This is a genomic window from Seonamhaeicola marinus (assembly GCF_008085455.1).
Map to the genome: position 1 here is coordinate 486,026 of NZ_VSDQ01000679.1, position 20,716 is coordinate 506,741.

Here is a 20,716-nt window from a genome sequence, read left to right on the forward strand (position 1 = left end):
AATTTTTTAAAAAGTTACGTTAAACCCTAGCATAAAAGTTCTAGCATTTGGATATGCTCTTTGATCTAATCCTCTACCTAATAAAGGATTTACATTTGTTCTTAAACCAGGAACTCCAGAGTTTAAGTTTGCTCTACCACTGTTAGTAGATGCTACATCAGGGTCGTAACCCGAGTAATCTGTGATTACAAATAGGTTTTGCGCGTTAATAGAAAGTCTTGCTTTTTTAACCCATTCTATTCCAAAGAAACCTTCGCCAAAATTATATCCAACCTCAAAGTTTTTAAGTCTGAAATAAGAACCATTTTCTACGAAGAAAGATGATGGTGCTTTATTTCCTGCTGGGTCGTTAACTGTAGCTCTAGGGATATTTGTATCTGTATTAGATGGTGTCCAAGAATTAAGAACTTCTGTTAATTTACCACCATCTTGCCATAAGATATTATAGTATCTACTTAAGTTGTAAACTTCATTACCCGAAACACCATTAAAATTAAGCGCAAAGTCAAAATTCTTGTAGTTAGCGTTAAAGTTTAAACCATAGGTAAAGTCTGGAGTAGGGTTACCAATTATGGTTTGATCTTCTGCGGTAATAGAACCGTCATTATTAGTGTCAACTCTAATAAAATCTCCAGTTGCCGGGTCTACTTTATCTTCTACAACCCAACCGTAAAATGCACCTACAGGTCCATTTGCTTCTGTTCTGTTAACTACACGTAAATCTTCGTCAATACCAGGTCCTAAAATTGTGGCAGGGATATCTTTTGCTTCGTTTTTAAGATTGAATGAGAAGTTTGTTCCAACTCTATAAGTGAAATCACCTTCAGATTTTTTATAACTTAAATCGAATTCAAATCCATTATTTACTAAGGTACCAGCATTTCTTGTTACAGGTAAACTTACACCTGCTGTAGATGGAATACTAATAGGTACCAGAGCATCTTCAACATCTTTAGCATAGTAATCTGCGGAGAATGTAACTGCACTATTTAAGAAAGACATATCTACACCAATGTCGAAGGTTTTGGTAGTTTCCCATACCAAACTCTCATCAGCCAAAGTTGTTTGTGCTAAACCGTTTGCAGGTGCACCACCGAAACTTGTGTTTGATTGATTGGCTAAGAAAACAGCCTGAGTTGGATAGAATACATCTGGGTAAGAACCTAACTCACCATAAGATACTCTTAACTTAAAGAAGTTAATAGTTTCCGATTTCCAGAAATCTTCATTGCTAATATTCCAAGCTGCAGAAACAGAAGGAAAGTAACCTTCTTGATTATCTTTAGCAAATCTTGAAGAGGCATCTCTTCTTATTGTTCCCGAGAAGATGTATTTGTCATTGTAGTTGTAGTTAAGCCTACCAAAATAAGAGATTAACCCAGCTTCATTATCTTCACCTAAAAGAATATTTTGATCACTTGATGGTAAGGCAGCAACAACGCGAATACTGTTTGCTGGTGTGCCTTGACCATAAATACCACTACTATTTTGTGATTCTTGGAAACGCGTATAACCAACAACTGCAGAAACTTTATGAATATCATTAAACGTTTTCTTATACGACAGCGTAGGTTCAAAAAGTAAGTTAACATCCTCTCTTCTAAAATCTGTTAAATCATTTAGATCGTTAACATTTCTAACAGGGTCTACCAAACTCATAAAGTAAGTTGGAGTAAATTGAAAATTCTTTTGAGTTGTGTAATCAACACCTAAATTTACCGATGCTGTTAACTCTTCTGTGATATTATAATCTAGTTTTAAACTTGCAAATAATGTTCTTGTAGTTTCTAGGTTGTCTTCTAGAGTTGCAAGTGCATATTGGTTTACACCTCCAGGACCATGAATATCTTCAGATGGTGCTTCAAATCCACCTTCATTAGCTGCATTTCTAAGTGCTACTGTTGGCGCTGTAGTTCCATCGAATCCGTACCAGTTGTTATCCTGTAATTTGCCTTCAGCTAAACCTAGAGACTGAGATAATTTGAATTTACCAAATTCGTGCGTACTGTTAAATCTAGCATTTAATCTTTTAAAACCAGAACCAACAAGAATACCATCTTGGTTAAAGTAGTTTAGCGAAGCGAAATAAGTAGATTTCTCTCCACCAGCAGATAGAGATACACCATATTCCTCTATGATACCACTTTGAAGATTTTCGTCTTGCCAATCCGTATCAACACCATTCCATGCAACTGATGTGGAGCTGCCGTCATTAGCAAATCTTTGATTAAGGTAACTTGCATACTGCTCACCGTTTATAAAGTCTAACTTTTTACTAGGTGTGTCAAAACCTATTCTAGTGTTTAAGTTAATTTCTAAATCCTGAGCTTTTCTACCGTGCTTAGTTTTTATTAATACCACCCCGTTAGCTGCACGAGAACCATAAATGGCCGCTGCAGCAGCGTCTTTTAAAACTGAAATATTTTCAACATCAGAAGGGTTAACGTAACGCATATCGTCAACAAATAATCCGTCTACAATGTAAAGAGGAGCTGCGTTACTTAATGAATTCACACCACGAATAAAAACGTTACCAGGGGCACCAGGTTTACCTCCGGGATTTTCTACTTGAATACCAGTAAGCTTACCTTGTAAGGCTGAGGTTGGATTACCAGCAACAGTGGTTGCAAGAGCTTCTCCTTTAACTACTCCTACTGATCCTGTTAATTCTCTTTTGTTAGAGGTACCATAACCAACAATAACTACTTCGTCTAAAGAGGCAGCGTCCTCTACTAGAACTACATTTAAGGTTGTTTGGTCTCCAACTGTAATTTCCTGAGTTTTATAACCAACGTAGCTAAAAACGATGATGTCTGAGGCACCTAAATCGTTTAAGCTAAAGTTTCCATCAAAGTCTGATGTTGTTCCATTGGTGGTGCCCTTTACTATAATGTTTACACCGGGCAATGGAAATTCGCCATCAGTAACGGTTCCTGATACCGTTTTGGTTTGGGCATAACTACTCATTCCAAAAAGGAGAAGGAGCATGCCTAGAGTTAATTTTAGTCTGTTTACTTCCATAAGTTCTTATTTAATTTAGTTTTTGTGCTACTGTGTGCTACTTTAGTTTTTGGCTAAAAAAAATACTGTGCTACAGTATGCTACTTTACAAAAGTATATAAAAAAATCTTAAATTCTGTAAAAATCTTAAAAAAAGATACGAAAATTTACAGATTTAACCTATAAATTAAGTAAAAAGTGTTTATAATGAATTCCTTCGTATGAGCTCAGAAGGCATTATTTTATTGGTGTTTTCGCGAGTTTTTACAAAATTTGCGGATTCCAAAGCCATTTTTTTAAAATCTGTAGAAATTGTGGTGATGCCTCCAAATATTATCTCTTTTATAACATTATCGTTATGTGCTAAAACTCCAAAATCTTTACCAATAGCATAGTTTTTTGTTTTACTATCTTTTAGAAGTTCCCAAAGAAAACTGTCACTAATAAAGAAGTATAATTTGTTTTTAGAAATACTGCCTTTAGTATATTGTTTTTTTATACTGGATTTTATATTGTGTTCCTTAACAAATCGTTTAAAGGCGTTAAAAATGCCTTCGGGATAATCTGTATCACCTCTATAAAATAGAACAAATTCTTCGTATTTTTTTATGTCTTCTAAAAGCTTAAGTAACTGATTATAGGTTGAATTCTCAAACTCTTGTGCTATAAAAGAATAACTTGTATCTAGATTAATATGTCTATCTACTATTAGAAGTTTGTCTTCTGGAAACTGTTCTAAAATAGGTTTTATTTCTGGGGTTTGAATAGGCGCTACTACGTACATACCATATCGGCCAGTTATACGGGTAAATATATTTTTAAAAGTATCTGTATTATTATGATGAAAGAATACATTAATAATGTAGTCTTTGCCTAATTCTTCTCTAAATGCATTATAAAAATCTTCTTGAAACGTATGAAGCGCATAGAGAACAAGAGCAACTCTAAGCTTAGTTTTTGTGTTTATGTCTGCAATATAATAACCCTTATTGTTTTTAGATTCTACAATACCTTTGCCTTTTAAATCTTCATAGGCTTTTACGATTGTCTTTCGTGCAAATCCAACTTCGGCTACCATTTTGTTTATAGATGGTAATCGGTCTCCTTTACTTAAGTCTTTTGATTCAATGGCATCTAATATGGCTTTAACCAATTGTTCGTGTTTGGTTAAAGGTTTAACACCTTTGAGTTTTTCAACATTTTCAAAAACTACAGACATATTAGAAGAGAGTGAAGTTATTTTCTCAAAAATAGGATTATTTTTTCAATAGCTTCCCCTAGCTCTTTGGGAAGGTGGTTTTTCTCCCAAGGATGACGTGCATTAAAGACGTGGTCTGCGTCATTGATAATGGCAAATGAACTATTTGTACTCCATTTATTCAAGTTCTCAGCTTCATCCATGAATATACTGGTGTCCTTATTACCATGAATAATGAGGTAAGGTATTTTTAAATTAGAAACAGCCTTTTTAATATTTAAGCGTTCTTTGTTTTTTATAGTATCTAAATAAAATTGATAGAAGTGTGGCATTTGTTGTTTTGTGCGTCCGTTTACAACATATTTTACACCCGTTTTTTTCCAGTCTTCTAAATCTGTATTTGTAACCGATCTTTTTATGAAGTCTGAAATACCTGCAAGACTTATGACTTGTTGTACTCTATTGTCTTCAAATGCTGTTACCGTTACAATACCTCCACCACGACTATGGCCAAGTAAAGAGATATTATTTACGTCTCCATAAGTTGTTATGGTTTCATTTTTTATACACCAGTTTAGAACTGATTGTAAATCATCTAGCTCTTTTGTGTAGTTGTTATTTCCAAATGCTTCTAAATCCGGAAAATCAATAGGTTGTTCTACTGTGCCACCGTTATGAGAGAAATTGAATTTTACAAAGAAAAAACCAGCCTGGGCAAAAGCCTCTGCCATAAGATTCCATGCACCCCAATCTTTAAAACCTTTGTAGCCGTGACAAAAAATTATGACGGGCTGATTTGTATTTGTCTCTAAATAAGTTACATCAATAACAATGGGTTTATTGTGTTTGCCATTAATTACAAAATCTTGTTTTTTCATTTTTATAGCTCTTTTTCGGTAAACGGAATCTTAGGATTGCAAATTTCAACAATTAATTGGTGTAACTGTTCCTTGAAATTACTTAAAGTTTCTTCGGTTATTAGGGTATCTTTTTTGGCCCAGGCTCCTTCTTTATCTTTTTTGGAAAACTTTAAAAAGCCTTTGCCTAAATTTTTAAATGAAATTATGCCGGCTTCAATAGGAAATTTAAGAGCTTCAGATTTTTGCATCATAAGGGCATATGTAAGTATTTGGAAGCTTTTGCTATACTTTTTGTAATCTGATGTTATAGCTTCCCAATCTACAATTTCAACATCAGATTGGTCTACCTTACCTGTTTTGTAATCTACAATTCGGGTTATGCCATTAACTTCATCAACACGATCTACCATTCCGGTTAGTTTTACTGAAAAGTCTAATTCGGGAATATTTATTTCTACCTTATTACTGGCTTCAATTGCTATAATTTTAATTTGATTGCCTTCCTTTAAACTTTCAATTTCTAAATCCAAAAAATTGGAAACATAACGTTTTGCTATTTCAAATATGATGAGGTTTTTGCCTTTTTGAATATCCCCTTCTTTATAAGTTTTAGAGAAATGATAGGATACAGTTTTTCCAACATCTTTTTTTAATTCTTTTATGGTCTCAATGCTTAAAAAGGAACCTACTAATGGTTTGTAAAAATCTTCAAGGGTATTATGAACTACTGTACCTAGGGTATTAAAAGCAACTGTTTCTTCAACATCATCAAATTCTTTAATTTTAAGTACTTTTTGATAGTAAAAATTTATAGGGTTTCTTATATAATTTGTAAGTGAAGAAGGAGAGAACCCTTTATTTGCAACGTTTTTAAGCTTTTCAAAGATATCATTATCTTTCTCTACAACTATTAGTTCTCTATTAATTGCTGGTACTTGCGGCGCAATTATTTGGTGTTTAATATCATGAATGCCTTCTAATTCTATTTGTGTTATAAATCTACTTTTTTCTCCTCCAGTTAATACATCTGCTTCGGTATTATATAGTATGAAGACGTTTTTAGCACGTTGTAAAAGTCTATAAAAGTGATAGGTGTAAACCGCATCTTTCTCTTTGTAGGTGGGGAGTTTGTTTTCAATTTTAACATCAAACGGAATAAAAGAATTATTACTTTTTCCTGATGGAAGTATGCCTTCATTTACGCCACTAATAATTACAGTTTCAAAATCTAGCACCCTAGATTCAAGCATTCCCATTATTTGCAAGCCTTGAAGGGGTTCTCCTTGAAAGTCTAAGGTTTCAGATGCAAGTAATTCTTTATAAATACTAAATAAGGCAGAAACATCTTTAATATGGTTATATGCTGAATTTAACCTTGTAAGTTCATTAAACAATTCGTTGAAACGGAAAAGATATTCTAATGATAGAAGATTGGTGTCTTTATCTTGGTCTAAATAGGCTTTAATTATGAATATGAGCTCTGAGCATTTTTTAAGTATACTTTCTGTTGAGATATTCCAATTAAATAAGAGGTCTATATAATCTGAAAATCCTTCTGATAGTGTTTTTAGTTTTTCTATAGAAACGTGAGTAAGGTTATTAATTTCAATGGTTTCTATGGTACTAGAGGCGTAGTTCTTTGAGTCTTTTTGGAATAGTGGTTTAATAAACTGATGAGACAACACTTGAATTACATCTTTATAATAAAATGTTTTAGAGCTGCTTTTATGTACATAAAATAGTTTCTCAAATAATGATGCTAGCGGAATGGATTTTAACGGAAACCCCATTGTAATATTAAGAGCATTAATATTTTCCGGTAAGGCATTTAGAGTGGGGATCAAAAGGTTTTCATCTCCTAAAACAACTGCGGTATTAGAAAGGGAGCTTTTTTCTTTTATGATTTTTTTTAAGAGTGTACCTATGTGTTTTGCTTGTCCAATATTTTTGGGTATTCCAAAAACCTGAATGTTTTTATCTTTTGTATAATTCTTAGTAATCCAGTTAAAGGGATTTTTTTCAAAAAACAACCAGTTTTTTTTATGCTGTCTGGTAAAAAGAGCTGCATCATGCTTTGGATTAGCAATAAAAGCGGCATCAATGTCCCAATAGATTTTTGCTTGGTCATTTTGTAAGAGCTCTTGGATTATGGTTTCTTCGGCAGTATTTAAGGCATTAAAACCTAAAAATATATGTTGTTTGGAGGCGTTATTTTGGATGTAAGACTCTAAATTTTCAACGGCTTCTCTATATATTAAACCTTGATAGCCAATGTTTTTTGAGATTAGAGATTTGCTAAAATGTGTGTAATAAACATGTAGCTTATTCCAAAAAGCCAAATAGTTTTTAATAAACTCCGTTTGATTTTTTTCTAAAGACCAGTGATCACTTTCAATTTCTTTAATAGCTTTTAAATAGCTAAAGATTTTTTCTTGAGGAATTAAGTATCTATCTATCTCATTAAAATCTTGTAAAAGTATTTGCGCCCATTTAGAAAAGGATTCAAAAGTATCAGCTTCCGATACAGGGGTAAGTTTTGTGTACGTGTCATAGAACTCAAAAAGGAGTTCTGTGTTACTGGTACTTTTTAGGCCCGAGAGCTCTTCTACAAACTCTTCAATACTTATAATATCTGGAGCAAAAGCAGTTTGTTGCGTTACCTGAGGAATCTGATGTTTTAAAAATATTCCAGCACGTTTACTGGGAAGAATAAAAGTAAGATGTGATAGGTCTATGCTTTTAGAATGTAAATCTTCTAAAACATCAAAAATGAAAGTAGTCATTGTATAAAAATAAAAAACGCCTCGGGAATCCCGAAGCGTTTTTTAAAAGTTATTTAGAGAATTAACTTCTTACTTTACTAAGTTAATTTCAACTCTTCTGTTTTGAGCTCTACCAGCTCTAGTTTTGTTAGTAGCTATAGGGCTATCTTCACCGTATCCTTTAGATGATAATCTAAATCTATCAACACCGTGAGAAGTTAAATAATCTTTAACTGAAGCTGCTCTAGATTCAGAAAGCGTTTGGTTTAATTTCTTGCTACCTACACTATCAGTGTGACCTTCAACAGTAAATTTAGCTGTTGGGTACTCATTGATAATTTTTACGATATCAGCTAATACTGCTTCAGACTCAGTTTTGATTGAAGATTTACCAGTATCGAATAAGATCGTTTTAGCGTACTCATTTAAAGTTTTTTGAACTTCTTCAGTAACTTCAGGACATCCTGCGTTAGCAACAGTTCCTTTTACTTTAGGACATTTATCGTCTTTATCTAATACACCGTCACCATCAGTATCTGGCCATGGGCATCCGTTGTTAGCAGCTGGACCAGCAGTGTTAGGACATTTATCGTCACCATCAGTAACACCGTCACCATCAGCATCTGGACATCCACCTAAAGCTTTTAAACCAGCAACAGAAGGACATTTATCTTTGTTATCAGCAATACCATCACCGTCAGCATCAGGACAACCGTTTAACTCAGCTAAACCAGCTTCGTTAGGACAATCGTCTTTACTGTCTTGGATACCATCACCATCAGTATCAGGACAACCATTGAAAGCTTCTAAACCAGCAACTTCTGGACAAGCATCATCTTTGTCATATATACCATCACCGTCAGTATCAGTTCCACCAAATTTAATAGAAAGACCAGCAGAGTGTTGGAAGTGAGTATCTAAGTAATCTTCAAAAGCATGCTTATAAGAAGTTTGAAGAGTAAAACCAATATTTTCGTTAAACCAAATATTTAAACCAGCAGTTCCGTTTAAAGTACCAGCACCAATTTCGTCAACCCAAGTGTAACCACCACCAACACCTAAGAAAGGATCGATAGCTGTACCTTGTAAGAAGTTGTACTTAATAGTACCGTCAATACCGTAGTAAGATAAATCGTCAACTGAAGCACCGTCAGAAGTTCCAGGAACTTCACCCCAGCTGTCAATTTTATTTAAAGAACCAGTTGCTCCAAAAGAGAAACCGTCTCCTAAATATTTAGAAACAGCTATTGTAGATAACGATGGTAAAATACTATAGTTATCAGTATCAGCGAATTTGCTAAAGATAGATTCAGATGATTCACCAGAACCGGTAAATAATTCACCTTGACCCGTAGGGAAAGCGTCAACCGCATTTACACCAATGGTAATTTGCCAAGGGTTGTTTTTGTCTTGTGCATCTGCATAGTTGTAACCAAGAACTAAGACAAATGCTAACAATAATCTGCTAAGATTTTTCATATTCAAAAGTTTAATTTTTAAGTGTTAATTGTAAACAAAAGTAAGTTGTTAAATGTTATTAACAAAGACAAATATATAAAAAAAACGTACAAAAGCACCGTTTATCGATAGTTCAGACTAATTTTAGATAATATATTTTGTCTTATAGTTATTGTAGACCCATTATGTCAAATTGGGTCACATTAAAAACCTTTTTTTATGTGTTTTATTATAACATCATTATTAAAATAAATAAGTATTTGGTTTTTAACCGTAAACCCCATGTTTGTAAGTATATCACTATAGGTCTGTAATTGCTGAATGTGGGATTTGTCTTCTTTACCAGTTTTATAATCTATTATGGTTGCTTCATTTTTATGATTAATGTTTATCCTATCTGGTCTTAAGATGTGCCCATCCTTAGTAATAATGTCTTTTTCCGCATAAATTGTGTCTTCCGAATTAAAGAAGGTAGAAAGAGATGCATGCTCCATTAATTTTAGTATAATTTGTTTTAGTTTATGTGATTGTTCTAAATCAATTATAGCTGCATTTAAAAAATTGCTTAAGGCAAAGTCTACATCATTTTTAGTTTTTATTTGTGCCATAAGATTATGCATAAGATTTCCTTTTTCAATGGCTTCTTGCTGCTGGGTATTCCATAAAAGTCCAGATTTTGTAATAACTTTTATGTTATGACTTTCTTTTGAGGTTGAAATGAACTCATTTTGAAACAACATGGTGTCCCTAATCATTAAGCTTGTTGACGTTTTTTCAGAAATTCCGAAATCGTAAACTAATTGGTTGTCATTCCAAAGGTTTTTATGCTGAAGATAATTAATAAATAGTCCTGAATATCTTTTTGAATTTACTACACCTTTAGTAGAAATATCCTTTTTAGAAATAATAAAAAGTTGTTCTGAAGCTCTTGTTAGGGCTACATACAAGAGATTGATATTGTCTAATTCTAATTCAGATTGGTGCTTATTAAAAATTCTAAGACCTTCTTCTCCAAAGTTTTCAAAATCTTTATTGTAATTTAATAAGGTGTGCGAAAACCCAAAGTAGGTTTCTTTATTTAGGTTAAACCACTCTTTGGGTTCTAACTCTTTATAAATATCTAAATCGGCATAAGGAAAAATGACCACAGGAAATTCTAACCCTTTAGACTTATGAATTGTCATAATTTGAACAGCATTTTGTCCTTTAGGGGATATGATGCTTAAAGCATCTTTCTTCTTTTCGTAATACTCTAAAAAGTTGGGAACATTAGAACCTTTGTTTTGTGAAAATTCTAATACTACATCTAAAAAAAATTGAATGTAAGCGTTAGATGTTTTTACTAAACCAAAGTTTCTGATTATAGTCTCGGTCAAATCGTATAGAGGAAGCTGCAATACATCTGACTTAATAAATACGTTATAATTTTCAAAACTTTCAAATAGCTCATGTATTGGTAGCTCCAAGTGACTTTGGAAAAAGCTATGCTTTTCTTCAATATTGAAAAGGTGGGTTAAATAATTTAATACAGAAATCTTTATTTCATAATTTTTTGGTTGAATTAAAAGCGAAAGCAGGTCAACAACAAAAGTTACCTCCAAAGAATTATGTATTAATAAGGTTTCTGATGAAACAATAGGTATATTGTGATCACTTAAAAAATTGGCTATAGCAACTCCTTCTTTTTTCTTTCTTACTAAGACGCATATGTCTTTTAAGGCATAACCCTTTTCTAAACAGGTGTTAATTTTTTTAAGTGTGGCTTCACAGAATTCTGAATCTCTTTCACTAGGATCTTTAAAATCTAAAAAAGAAAGTTCTACATAACCGGAGTCTTCTAAAAAAGTATTTTGCTGTCCCAACTGGTAAAGTTCCTGATAATCTTTGTTGGTAAAAGCTTCTTTAGAAAGAAAATTAAAAAAGTTATTATTAAAAGTTACAATTTCTTTAAAGCTTCGATAATTGGTTGGTAAGTTTTCAATCTTTTTTTCAATAAAGAATGGATTATCTTCATTGAATAAACCAATAAATTGTTCTGCTTTTCCTCCACGCCAGCGATAAATAGCCTGTTTTGCATCACCTACCAACATAGCTGTTCCGTTTTCTGAAGATAGTGAATTACCTAATAAAGGAATTAGGTTTTCCCATTGTTTTACCGAAGTGTCTTGAAACTCATCTATAAAATAATGTTTGAATTTTTCTCCTAAACGTTCGTAGATAAACGGAGTAGGTTGCCCTTTAATTTTATTGCTAATAAGTGTGTTAAATTCTGAAATGAGCATTTTGTTCTGCTCATTTTTTAATAGTTGTAATTCATTGTTAATGGCATTTAAAACCGATAGAGGTGTAATGTTTTTGTAAAAGACTTTTAAAAACTTATAATGATAGACTCTGGCTTTTATGGTTTTAAATACTAGTTCTATTTCAGGTAGAATAGTATCAATTGTGTCTGCTAAATTTGGGTTTAAGCTTTTAGGGTAAATGCCCTTTCGTTCTGTAATATTTTCTTCGAGCTTATTGTTGTAGAGACCGTCTAATTTTAACTGAGCTGCTTTTTCAAAATGCTTTGGCAGTGTACTTCTGGAGAAATCTTTATGTTCTAATCCGGAGTCATCAATTAGTTTAAGTACAGCTTTAGCATTTTCTACAATGACATTTTCACTACTAGAGATCTCCTCTCTTATATGTTTTTTAAGTTTGTTAAAATCCTCAAAAGTTTTGTGTTTTAATGCCTCTATATAGGGTATGTCGTTTTCACTAATAAGGAGTTTCGCAATCTTGTTAAAATCAAAAGACACATCCCAACTTTTATCTTCGTCTACTTTTTCAAGTGCAAACTCAACGAGTATTTTAGTTAATGCATCGTTTGTGCCTGCTTTGTAAATTAAACTATCTACAGCCTCATTTAAAAGACTATCTTGATCTAGTTCAACTTCAAAATTTAAAGGTAGTTTTAAATCATGAGCAAAAGTTCTAATAAGTTTATGTGTAAAACCATCAATAGTTGAAATGTCAAATGCAGCATAATTGAATAAAATACTATTCAATACTTTTTTAGATTTGTTATGAATGGTAGCAGGTTCTAATTTTAGTTCTTCGCAAATAGCAGTAAACATGCTATTTGGGTTCGTAAGAATAGCTGTTTCAGAAAAAGCCTTAAGCATATCGACAATGCGTTCTTTCATTTCGGCCACGGCTTTATTAGTAAAAGTAATGGCGAGAATATGCTTAAATTTTTCTGGATGATTAGCTCCTAATAAAATCTTTAAATACTCTTTTACTAGTGTAAATGTTTTTCCGCTACCAGCGGAAGCGTTATAAATGGTAAAAGAGGGGTTTTGATGCATTAAAAGTAATTTGTTACAAGATAAAAACAATCAATGGTTTCATAACAATTTATTATTTTTAATTGAACCCTTTTATATGTAAATTTGGATAGAAATTAATAACTAATACATAAAACAAGAAATTATGGCTTTTGAATTACCAGAATTAGGGTATGCTTACGATGCGTTAGAACCACATATGGATGCACGCACAATGGAAATACATCACACAAAACATCATAACGGATATACTACTAAATTAAATGGAGCTATTGAAGGAACGGATTTAGAAGGAAAATCTATTGAAGATATCTTAACTAATTTAGATATGAGTAATGGGGCAGTAAGAAATAATGGTGGTGGTTTTTATAATCACTCTTTATTCTGGACTGTTATGAACCCAGAAGATAGAGGTTATTTATCAGGAGAATTAAAAGATGCAATTGAGGCAGAGTTTGGTTCAAAAGATGCATTTATAGAAGCATTTAGTAGTGCTGCAGCAACACGTTTTGGGTCTGGTTGGGCTTGGTTATGTGTTCATAAAGGTGGTAAATTGGAAATTTGCTCAACAGCAAACCAAGATAATCCTTTAATGCCAGAAGTTGGTTGTGGAGGTACTCCAATTTTAGGGTTAGATGTATGGGAACATGCTTATTATTTAAACTATCAAAACAGACGTCCTGATTACATTAATGCATTCTTTAATGTTATTAACTGGAATGAAGTGGAAAGACGTTACGCAGAGGCTAAGTAAAGAAGTTTTTAAGTGTTATAAATAGAAATCGTCTGAGATTAATTTCTCAGGCGATTTTTTTAGTGCCTAACTTTAACACTCAATGCAACACGCGAGTAGTTAATGCGTATTAATAAGATGCATTTGGGAAAGGTGTTGTTTTAAATTTCTGTTATGTACAAGCCTCAAAAAGTTATGTAAATACAAGGAAGGAAAAGAAACTTTTTTAAAATGAAAAAGGTGAACGAAGAAGTTCACCTTTTTGCCCCAAATCTACCATAAACTTAACCTACTTATGTTATGGTTATTCAAATGTAAAGTTGTTAAAAAGAAGGGTAAAATATTTTGGCTGAAATACTTATAAATTGGCTTAATAGGGTTAAGGCTTAAAAATGGGGCTTAAAGGATAAAAAAGTATTTTTTTGACAGAATAGTAAGCTATTTCCTAAATTTATTGCATAAAAAAAGGCGAACAAGCGTTCACCTTTTTTTGCCCCAAATCTACCATGAACTTAACCTACTTATGTTATGGTGGTACCAAGGTATATCTATTTTAGAAAATGAAATTATTTATTAGATGAATGGTTTATTTATTGGGTGAAATGCAGGATCTACGGTTTACCCGTAATTTATTTGTTAAATCCACAATTAGTATGCACGTTCATTATTTCCTTCGTAAAAATTAATGAAAGCCCTATTCACTACTCTGTTTCCTCCAACAGTTGGATAATTTCCAGTGAAGTACCAGTCTCCCAGATTCTTAGGACAAGATTTATGTAAATTCTCAACAGGCTGGAAGATTATTTTTACTTCTGCCTTTATACTGTCATCACTTAATAATTCTGCTATTTTATCGGAGATTTGTTCGTCTGTAAATGAGTTATATATTTCTTTTACAAAGTTTTTAACGTCTCTATCTGCTAAATCTTCTTGGGCCTTACATTTTTTGTAAACTTCTTCAACAATATGATATTGGTTATTGTCCTTTAGTAGCTCCAATGCTGCCTGAAAAGCAACTAGACTTTCTAAATTGGCCATATCTATACCATAGCAATCGGGGTAGCGAATTTGAGGAGCAGAAGACACCACAATAATTTTCTTTGGGCCTAGTCTATCTAGCATTTTTAAGATACTTTTCTTCAAAGTAGTACCTCTTACAATACTGTCATCAATGATTACCAAGTTGTCTTCAGGTTTTACAACACCATAGGTAACATCGTAAACATGGGCTACTAAATCATCTCTACTACTATCTTCGGTAATAAAGGTTCTTAGTTTAGCGTCTTTAATTGCAATCTTTTCAACTCTAATTTTTTCAGAAAGCATATCTGTAACCTCTTCGGCAGAGATACTGCGTTGTCCGTTTAAAATCGTTTTGATTTTTGCTTTGTTAAGCTCATTTTCGGCAGTTTCAACTAATCCGAAAAAAGATGTTTCGGCAGTATTTGGAATAAACGAGAAGACTGTGTTTTTAGTGTCATTGTTAATGGCTTCCATAACTTTTGGCATTAACAACTTACCTAACATTTTTCTTTCTTGATAAATCTCCGCATCACTTCCTCTAGAAAAATAAATACGTTCAAAAGAACAAGCTTTTCTTTCTAAAGGTTCTAGAATTTGCTTAAATCTTACCTCTCCTGATTTCTTAGTAATTATGGCTTGTCCAGGTTCTAATTCCTTAACATCTTCAAATTTTACATCAAAAACAGTTTGAATAACTGGTCTTTCTGATGCTACCACAACTACTTCATCGTCTTGGTAATAATATGCTGGTCTTATTCCAGCTGGATCTCTTAATACAAAAGCATCTCCATGACCAATTAAACCAGCCATAGCATAACCACCATCCCAGTTTTTGGCAGCACGTTTTAAAATTTTAGAAACCTTTAATCGTTCCGCAATTTGTGGAGAAGCATTACGTTTGTTATAACCTTCTCTTTTTAGATCCTTATATATTTTACTTACGGCATCGTCTAAGAAATGACCGATTTTTTCCATTACCGTAATGGTATCTGTATATTCTTTTGGATGCTGACCTAATTCAATAAGGTTATTAAATAGTTCCTTAACATTAGTCATGTTAAAGTTCCCTGCCATTATTAAGTTACGATGCATCCAGTTATTTTGTCTTAAAAAAGGATGAACACTTTCTACGCTGTTTTTACCGAAAGTACCATAACGCACATGACCAAGTAAAACTTCACCGATATATGGGATATTCTTTTTTTGAGCAGCTACATCTTCAAGGTATTCAGGATGCGCTTTAAACTCATTATTAATTCTCTCATTAATCTGAGCAAATATATCTTGAATAGGTTGGGATTTTACAGATCTGATTCTGCTTATATAACGTTCACCGGGTTTAGTATCAAGCTTAATACTGGCAAATCCAGCACCGTCTTGTCCGCGGTTATGTTGTTTTTCCATCATTAAGTACATTTTATTTACACCGTAAAATGCACTTCCGTATTTTTCTTTGTAATACTCTAATGGTTTTAAAAGCCTTATCATGGCTATACCACATTCGTGTTTTAAGATATCACTCATATTTAATTTTTTTTCGCCTCTAACAGTCTTAGTTAGACGTACGTAAATAATAAATTAATTATAATTAAAAAACGCGCTCAAATTGAGCGCGAAGGGTTAATTTAATTCTATTTCAAATTGCGTTAACTGTTTAAACTTTGCTAATCGCTTTTGTACTTCTTCATCAGTCAGTGTAATCATTCGCTCAGTTCCAAACTTCTCTACACAGAAAGATGCTAAGGTTGAACCATATATCACAGCCTTCTTAAGGTTTTCAAAAGAAAAATCTCCAGTTTTTGCCAAATAACCAGAAAATCCTCCTGCAAAAGTATCTCCTGCACCAGTTGGATCAAAAACTTCTTCTAGAGGCAATGCTGGAGCATAAAAAGCATTATCATTATGAAACAATAAAGCACCATGTTCTCCTTTTTTAATAACAACATATTTAGGTCCCATCTCATGAATCTTTCTGGCTGCAACAACTAAAGAGTATTCTCCTGTTAGTTGTCTAGCTTCCTCATCATTTATTGTAATTACATCTACGCGTTTAATGACGTTATGTAAATCTTCTAAAGCAGAATCCATCCAGAAGTTCATAGTATCTAAAACTATTAGATCTGGTTTTTTAGTCATCTGATCAATTACGCTAGATTGGACGATAGGATGTAAATTTCCTAACATTACCACACTGGCGTCTCTATAGTTTTCTGGAATTACAGGATTAAAGTCACCTAAAGTGTTAAGTTCTGTAACCAAGGTGTCTCTAGAGTTCATGTCGTTATGGTAACGACCACTCCAGAAAAACGTCTTGCCATCTTTTATGATTTCAACACCTGAAAGGTCAATATTTCTCTCAGATAAAAGGTCTAGATATTCTTGAGGGAAATCGCCTCCAACTATGGAAACTGCAGCTGAATCTACTTTAAAATGTGAGGCAGCTAATCCTATAAAGGTAGCAGCGCCACCTAAAATTTTATCGGTCTTACCAAATGGCGTTTCAATAGCATCAAAAGCTATGGAGCCAACTATAACTAATTTGCCCATGTATAGGTGTGATAATTTTTTGCAAATATAAGTCTTTTAAATGCTTTAAGGGTAATAAATATGGAGGTGAAAATTTCGATTTAAAAAAAAATTAAAAAAATGTGACCAAATAGAAAAAGATGTGTCTTACTTCCAGCTATTAATCAATTTTTTATAATTGGGGGGTGTGAACTCGTGTCATATTCCCTAATTTTTTTGTAACTCATTTTCTTCCAAAATCTGCTGGAATTTCACCCCAAGCTTTGGTCTCCCATTTTACAATAACCGTGGTGTAAGTATTTGTTTTTAACCAGTTTTCGGCTCTGTCTACTAATTCAAAAAGTGGTTTGTTTTTTTCTGTTCGTTCTAGTTTGGTATTGCATTTTTTCTTTTTCACCCAACTAATAGCAGTTCTAGAGTCTGTATACATTATAAGATTACTATTGTGTTTTTTTAAAAACGCTAGCCCATGAACAATAGCTAAAAATTCACCTATGTTATTGGTGCCTTCTTCAAAAGGTCCTTGAATGAAAAGTTGTTTTTTTGTTTTGGTGTCTACACCGCGGTATTCCATCTTACCTGGGTTACCACTAACGGCAGCATCTACAGCTATAGATTTATAGTTAGGTTGTCCTATTTTTTTGAGTTGGTCTTCTGAAAGTTCGCTTTTAAACTTAGAAGATTTGCCAATATAGTCTTTATAATTACCCTTTAAGGCTTCTTTGGCAGCTTGAAAGGTAGAGAATGATTTGTATTGTGCGCCTTGAAAGTCCTTTATCATGGCTTTGCAATCATCCCAAGATTCAAAAACACCAGTTTTATGGCCTTTCCAAACAGTATAGTATTTCTTTTTCTTTTTTGACATTATAATTTATTCAAAAATAGCAACAGCTCTAACAGGTGATCCTGTTCCTCCTCTTATCTTTAATGGTAAACCTATAAAACGAAAACGTCCTTTTCCAATCAATTGGTATAAGTTTATCATATTTTCATAATGTGTAAAACCTAATTCGCCACAGATATAGTGAACTTCTTTATTAGATATACCAGAAACTCCAGGAGACATGGTTTCTACTCCAAAGGCCGAAATGTTTTTATTTCCCAACCAACGTGCCCCTTCTGCAGATAAACCAGGGCCTTGGCTCCAGTTTTTGGTATTAAACGCCTTTCTGTAGTGATCGGTATATATTAAAACTGTATCATGAGCCTTTATACTAAGGTTGTCTTTATGGCATGCAGACCTAAGGTCTTCAATTTCAATTAAATCATTAAGATTTTTATGCGATAAATCTAAACAGATGCCCTCTGTATAAAACATATTTAGTGGCATTGTATCGATAGACTGCCCCACATAATCTTTTTTCATATGATTTATAGCATCAACATGTGTTCCAGTGTGCTCTCCAAGTTCCAGCTTGTGTACTGCAGGTGTTTTAGTACTTGCATTAACATCTCCTTCCCAGGCTTCGTGTGTATTATGAACACTCATTTTAACTTGAGGTAAATCTTTAAAAACAGGCATGCCTTCAAAAATTTCTTGACTTAAGTCAATTATTTCTGCCATGAAAAAATTCTATTTTTATGAAATCAACAACTTCTCAACCACTTTTGGAAAATACTCCATTTCCAATTCGTGAATTTTTGCAGCGACATCTTCTGGTGTATCTGAAGCCAGTACTTCACATTTGGCTTGGAAAATAGTGGCGCCCTCATCATAATTCTCATTCACATAATGAATGGTAATACCAGTTTCGGTTTCTTTGTTTTCAACAACAGCCTTGTGTACATTCATACCATACATGCCTTTACCTCCAAATTTTGGAAGTAGTGCAGGGTGCACGTTTATAACTTTATTTGGGAATTCTTCTAAAATATTTTCTGGAAATTTCCATAAAAAACCAGCCAATATAATAAGGTCTGGATTTGTAACTTTCATAATGTTAAGCACGTCCTCGCTTTTAGTAAAAGCTACTCTATTAAAAGACAGTGCGCTAACCTTAAGTCTTTTAGCTCTGTCTAAAACTTTGGCATGAGGATTGTTAGTAAGTACTTGAACAACAGATACATTATCACTGTTTTGAAAAAACTTTATTAAATTTTCAGCATTAGATCCGCTTCCGGACGCAAAAATTACTACACGTTTCATATTACAGACTATAATGTTAAGATTCTTCGAACAAAAAAAAGAATAATTATTAACAATTAGTTGTCAAAATTAAAATACTTAAAAGTTATTTTATTAAATTACAAACACATTTTTATGGTAATGATGTGTTTTAAATATAAAGTTTTTTATTTTTGCCAACTGAATTAAAACTTAAAATTAAAAGATTATGTCAGACATTGCATCAAGAGTAAAAGCGATTATCGTAGACAAATTAGGAGTTGATGAGAACGAAGTAGTTGCAGAAGCAAGCTTCACAAACGATTTAGGAGCAGACTCATTAGATACTGTAGAACTAATTATGGAATTCGAAAAAGAATTCGATATTCAAATACCAGACGATCAAGCTGAGAACATTGCAACAGTTGGTCAAGCTATTTCTTATATAGAAGCTGCAAAATAAGTAAAATACATTCATGGAATTAAAGAGAGTTGTAGTCACAGGTTTAGGGGCTTTAACACCTATAGGCAATACCAAAGATGAATATTGGGAAGCGCTTATAAATGGTAAAAGCGGTGCTGCGCCTATAACATATTTTGACACCGAAAATTTTAAAACTAAGTTTGCTTGTGAAGTTAAAGACTTCAAAGTAACAGATTTTATAGACCGCAAGGAATCTAGAAAGATGGATAAATTTGCGCAATACGCTATGGTTGCCGCAGATGAAGCTATTGAAGACTCTGGTTTAAATCTAGACGAAGTAAATAAATTACGTGTTGGTGTTATTTGGGGAGCAGGTATTGGTGGATTAGAAACATTCCAGCAGGAAGTTTTAAACTATGCTGGTGGAAACGGAACACCAAGGTTTAACCCATTCTTTATTCCTAAAATGATTGCCGACATTGCGCCGGCAAACATTTCCATAAAACATGGTTTTATGGGACCAAATTACACAACAGTTTCTGCTTGTGCTTCTTCAGCAAATGCATTATTTGATGCTTTAAACTCTATTAGATTAGGGTATACAGACGTAGTTGTTACTGGAGGAAGTGAAGCAGCAGTTACCATTGCAGGAATGGGTGGTTTTAATGCTATGCATGCATTATCTACTAGAAATGAAAGTCCAGAATCGGCTTCTAGACCTTTTGATGGAACCAGAGATGGTTTTGTTTTAGGTGAAGGAGCAGGTGCTTTGATTTTAGAAGAATATGAGCATGCAAAAGCTAGAGGTGCTAAAATTTATGCTGAAGTTGCAGGAGGAGGCTTGTCTTCTGATGCACATCACATGACTGCACCACATCCTGAAGGCGCTGGAGTTGTTGAAGTAATGAAAAACTGTTTAGAGAATGCAGGACTTAAACCAGAAGATGTAGACCATATAAATACACATGGTACTTCTACACCACTTGGAGATGTGGCTGAACTTAAGGCTATATCTAAAGTGTTTGGTGGTCATGCAAAAAACATAAATATTAATTCTACAAAATCAATGACAGGTCACCTGTTAGGTGCAGCAGGAGCTATTGAGGCAATTGCAAGTATCCTTGCAATTGAAAATGGTATTGTACCTCCAACCATTAACCACGCAACGGTTGATGAGAATATTGATCCAGAATTAAATTTAACTTTAAACAAAGCTCAAAAACGCGAAGTGAATGTAGCAATGAGTAATACATTTGGATTTGGCGGACATAACGCTTGTGTATTATTCAAGAAAATATAGAT

Annotated in this window: 14 protein-coding genes; 3 read left to right on the forward strand and 11 right to left on the reverse strand. The window is 33.3% G+C overall.

Annotated elements, in window-relative coordinates; translation table 11 throughout:
• Positions 1 to 6: 6 nt before the first annotated feature.
• The 6 genes from FUA24_RS13300 to FUA24_RS13325 form a co-directional block, all read right to left on the reverse strand.
• Positions 7 to 3,021, reverse strand: a complete 3,015-nt coding sequence (locus FUA24_RS13300) for a SusC/RagA family TonB-linked outer membrane protein (protein ID WP_148543099.1) — start codon at positions 3,019 to 3,021, stop codon at positions 7 to 9.
• Between the two features lie 181 nt (positions 3,022 to 3,202).
• Positions 3,203 to 4,219, reverse strand: a complete 1,017-nt coding sequence (locus FUA24_RS13305) for a GntR family transcriptional regulator (protein WP_148543100.1) — start codon at positions 4,217 to 4,219, stop codon at positions 3,203 to 3,205.
• 17 nt (positions 4,220 to 4,236) lie between these two features.
• Entirely contained in the window at positions 4,237 to 5,076 is an 840-nt protein-coding gene (locus FUA24_RS13310) for an alpha/beta hydrolase family protein (protein WP_148543102.1), read from the reverse strand.
• A 2-nt stretch (positions 5,077 to 5,078) separates the two neighbouring features.
• Positions 5,079 to 7,841 carry a PD-(D/E)XK nuclease family protein gene (locus FUA24_RS13315; RefSeq protein WP_148543104.1) on the reverse strand — a complete coding sequence of 921 codons (2,763 nt, stop codon included), beginning with the start codon at positions 7,839 to 7,841 and terminating at the stop codon, positions 5,079 to 5,081.
• Between the two features lie 69 nt (positions 7,842 to 7,910).
• The gene (locus tag FUA24_RS13320) at positions 7,911 to 9,299 is read right to left on the reverse strand and encodes an OmpA family protein (protein ID WP_148543106.1); all 1,389 of its coding nucleotides are present in this window, start codon (positions 9,297 to 9,299) and stop codon (positions 7,911 to 7,913) included.
• Positions 9,300 to 9,481: 182 nt separating this feature from the next.
• Positions 9,482 to 12,625: a UvrD-helicase domain-containing protein gene (locus tag FUA24_RS13325; protein WP_148543108.1), complete on the reverse strand. Its 3,144-nt coding sequence runs from the start codon at positions 12,623 to 12,625 to the stop codon at positions 9,482 to 9,484.
• Between the two features lie 124 nt (positions 12,626 to 12,749).
• On the opposite strand from FUA24_RS13325, the gene FUA24_RS13330 reads away from it, so the two are divergent.
• A complete protein-coding gene (locus FUA24_RS13330) occupies positions 12,750 to 13,358 on the forward strand; it encodes a superoxide dismutase (RefSeq protein ID WP_148543110.1) in 609 nt (202 codons plus the stop codon).
• 627 nt (positions 13,359 to 13,985) lie between these two features.
• Here the strand turns inward: FUA24_RS13330 and FUA24_RS13335 are convergent.
• The 5 genes from FUA24_RS13335 to purN form a co-directional block, all read right to left on the reverse strand.
• Positions 13,986 to 15,884, reverse strand: a complete 1,899-nt coding sequence (locus FUA24_RS13335) for an amidophosphoribosyltransferase (protein WP_148543112.1) — start codon at positions 15,882 to 15,884, stop codon at positions 13,986 to 13,988.
• A gap of 96 nt (positions 15,885 to 15,980) precedes the next feature.
• Positions 15,981 to 16,907, reverse strand: coding sequence for a PfkB family carbohydrate kinase (locus FUA24_RS13340; RefSeq protein ID WP_148543114.1), 927 nt, complete (start codon positions 16,905 to 16,907; stop codon positions 15,981 to 15,983).
• Between the two features lie 202 nt (positions 16,908 to 17,109).
• On the reverse strand, positions 17,110 to 17,751 hold the full coding sequence (locus FUA24_RS13345; RefSeq protein ID WP_148543116.1) for a ribonuclease H1 domain-containing protein: 642 nt from the start codon (positions 17,749 to 17,751) through the stop codon (positions 17,110 to 17,112).
• A 6-nt stretch (positions 17,752 to 17,757) separates the two neighbouring features.
• Positions 17,758 to 18,450, reverse strand: coding sequence for a cyclase family protein (locus FUA24_RS13350; protein ID WP_148543118.1), 693 nt, complete (start codon positions 18,448 to 18,450; stop codon positions 17,758 to 17,760).
• A gap of 15 nt (positions 18,451 to 18,465) precedes the next feature.
• Positions 18,466 to 19,032: a phosphoribosylglycinamide formyltransferase gene (gene purN, locus FUA24_RS13355; RefSeq protein WP_148543120.1), complete on the reverse strand. Its 567-nt coding sequence runs from the start codon at positions 19,030 to 19,032 to the stop codon at positions 18,466 to 18,468.
• Positions 19,033 to 19,219: 187 nt separating this feature from the next.
• Here purN and FUA24_RS13360 point away from each other — a divergent pair, with 187 nt between their 5' ends.
• Complete coding sequence (locus tag FUA24_RS13360; protein WP_076698750.1) at positions 19,220 to 19,453, forward strand: acyl carrier protein; 234 nt, start codon at positions 19,220 to 19,222, stop codon at positions 19,451 to 19,453.
• A 13-nt stretch (positions 19,454 to 19,466) separates the two neighbouring features.
• Positions 19,467 to 20,714, forward strand: a complete 1,248-nt coding sequence (gene fabF / locus FUA24_RS13365) for a beta-ketoacyl-ACP synthase II (protein ID WP_148543122.1) — start codon at positions 19,467 to 19,469, stop codon at positions 20,712 to 20,714.
• Positions 20,715 to 20,716 lie beyond the last annotated feature (2 nt).

Excerpts from the sequence above, each read along its gene's own strand:
- FUA24_RS13335 (WP_148543112.1), bottom strand. The coding sequence starts at position 15,884 with ATGAGTGATATCTTAAAACACGAATGTGGTATAGCCATGATAAGGCTT.
- FUA24_RS13340 (WP_148543114.1), bottom strand. The coding sequence starts at position 16,907 with ATGGGCAAATTAGTTATAGTTGGCTCCATAGCTTTTGATGCTATTGAA.
- FUA24_RS13345 (WP_148543116.1), bottom strand. The coding sequence starts at position 17,751 with ATGTCAAAAAAGAAAAAGAAATACTATACTGTTTGGAAAGGCCATAAA.
- fabF (WP_148543122.1), top strand. The coding sequence starts at position 19,467 with ATGGAATTAAAGAGAGTTGTAGTCACAGGTTTAGGGGCTTTAACACCT.
- FUA24_RS13350 (WP_148543118.1), bottom strand. The coding sequence starts at position 18,450 with ATGGCAGAAATAATTGACTTAAGTCAAGAAATTTTTGAAGGCATGCCT.
- FUA24_RS13325 (WP_148543108.1), bottom strand. The coding sequence starts at position 12,625 with ATGCATCAAAACCCCTCTTTTACCATTTATAACGCTTCCGCTGGTAGC.
- FUA24_RS13305 (WP_148543100.1), bottom strand. The coding sequence starts at position 4,219 with ATGTCTGTAGTTTTTGAAAATGTTGAAAAACTCAAAGGTGTTAAACCT.
- FUA24_RS13300 (WP_148543099.1), bottom strand. The coding sequence starts at position 3,021 with ATGGAAGTAAACAGACTAAAATTAACTCTAGGCATGCTCCTTCTCCTT.
- FUA24_RS13320 (WP_148543106.1), bottom strand. The coding sequence starts at position 9,299 with ATGAAAAATCTTAGCAGATTATTGTTAGCATTTGTCTTAGTTCTTGGT.
- FUA24_RS13360 (WP_076698750.1), top strand. The coding sequence starts at position 19,220 with ATGTCAGACATTGCATCAAGAGTAAAAGCGATTATCGTAGACAAATTA.
- purN (WP_148543120.1), bottom strand. The coding sequence starts at position 19,032 with ATGAAACGTGTAGTAATTTTTGCGTCCGGAAGCGGATCTAATGCTGAA.
- FUA24_RS13330 (WP_148543110.1), top strand. The coding sequence starts at position 12,750 with ATGGCTTTTGAATTACCAGAATTAGGGTATGCTTACGATGCGTTAGAA.
- FUA24_RS13310 (WP_148543102.1), bottom strand. The coding sequence starts at position 5,076 with ATGAAAAAACAAGATTTTGTAATTAATGGCAAACACAATAAACCCATT.
- FUA24_RS13315 (WP_148543104.1), bottom strand. The coding sequence starts at position 7,841 with ATGACTACTTTCATTTTTGATGTTTTAGAAGATTTACATTCTAAAAGC.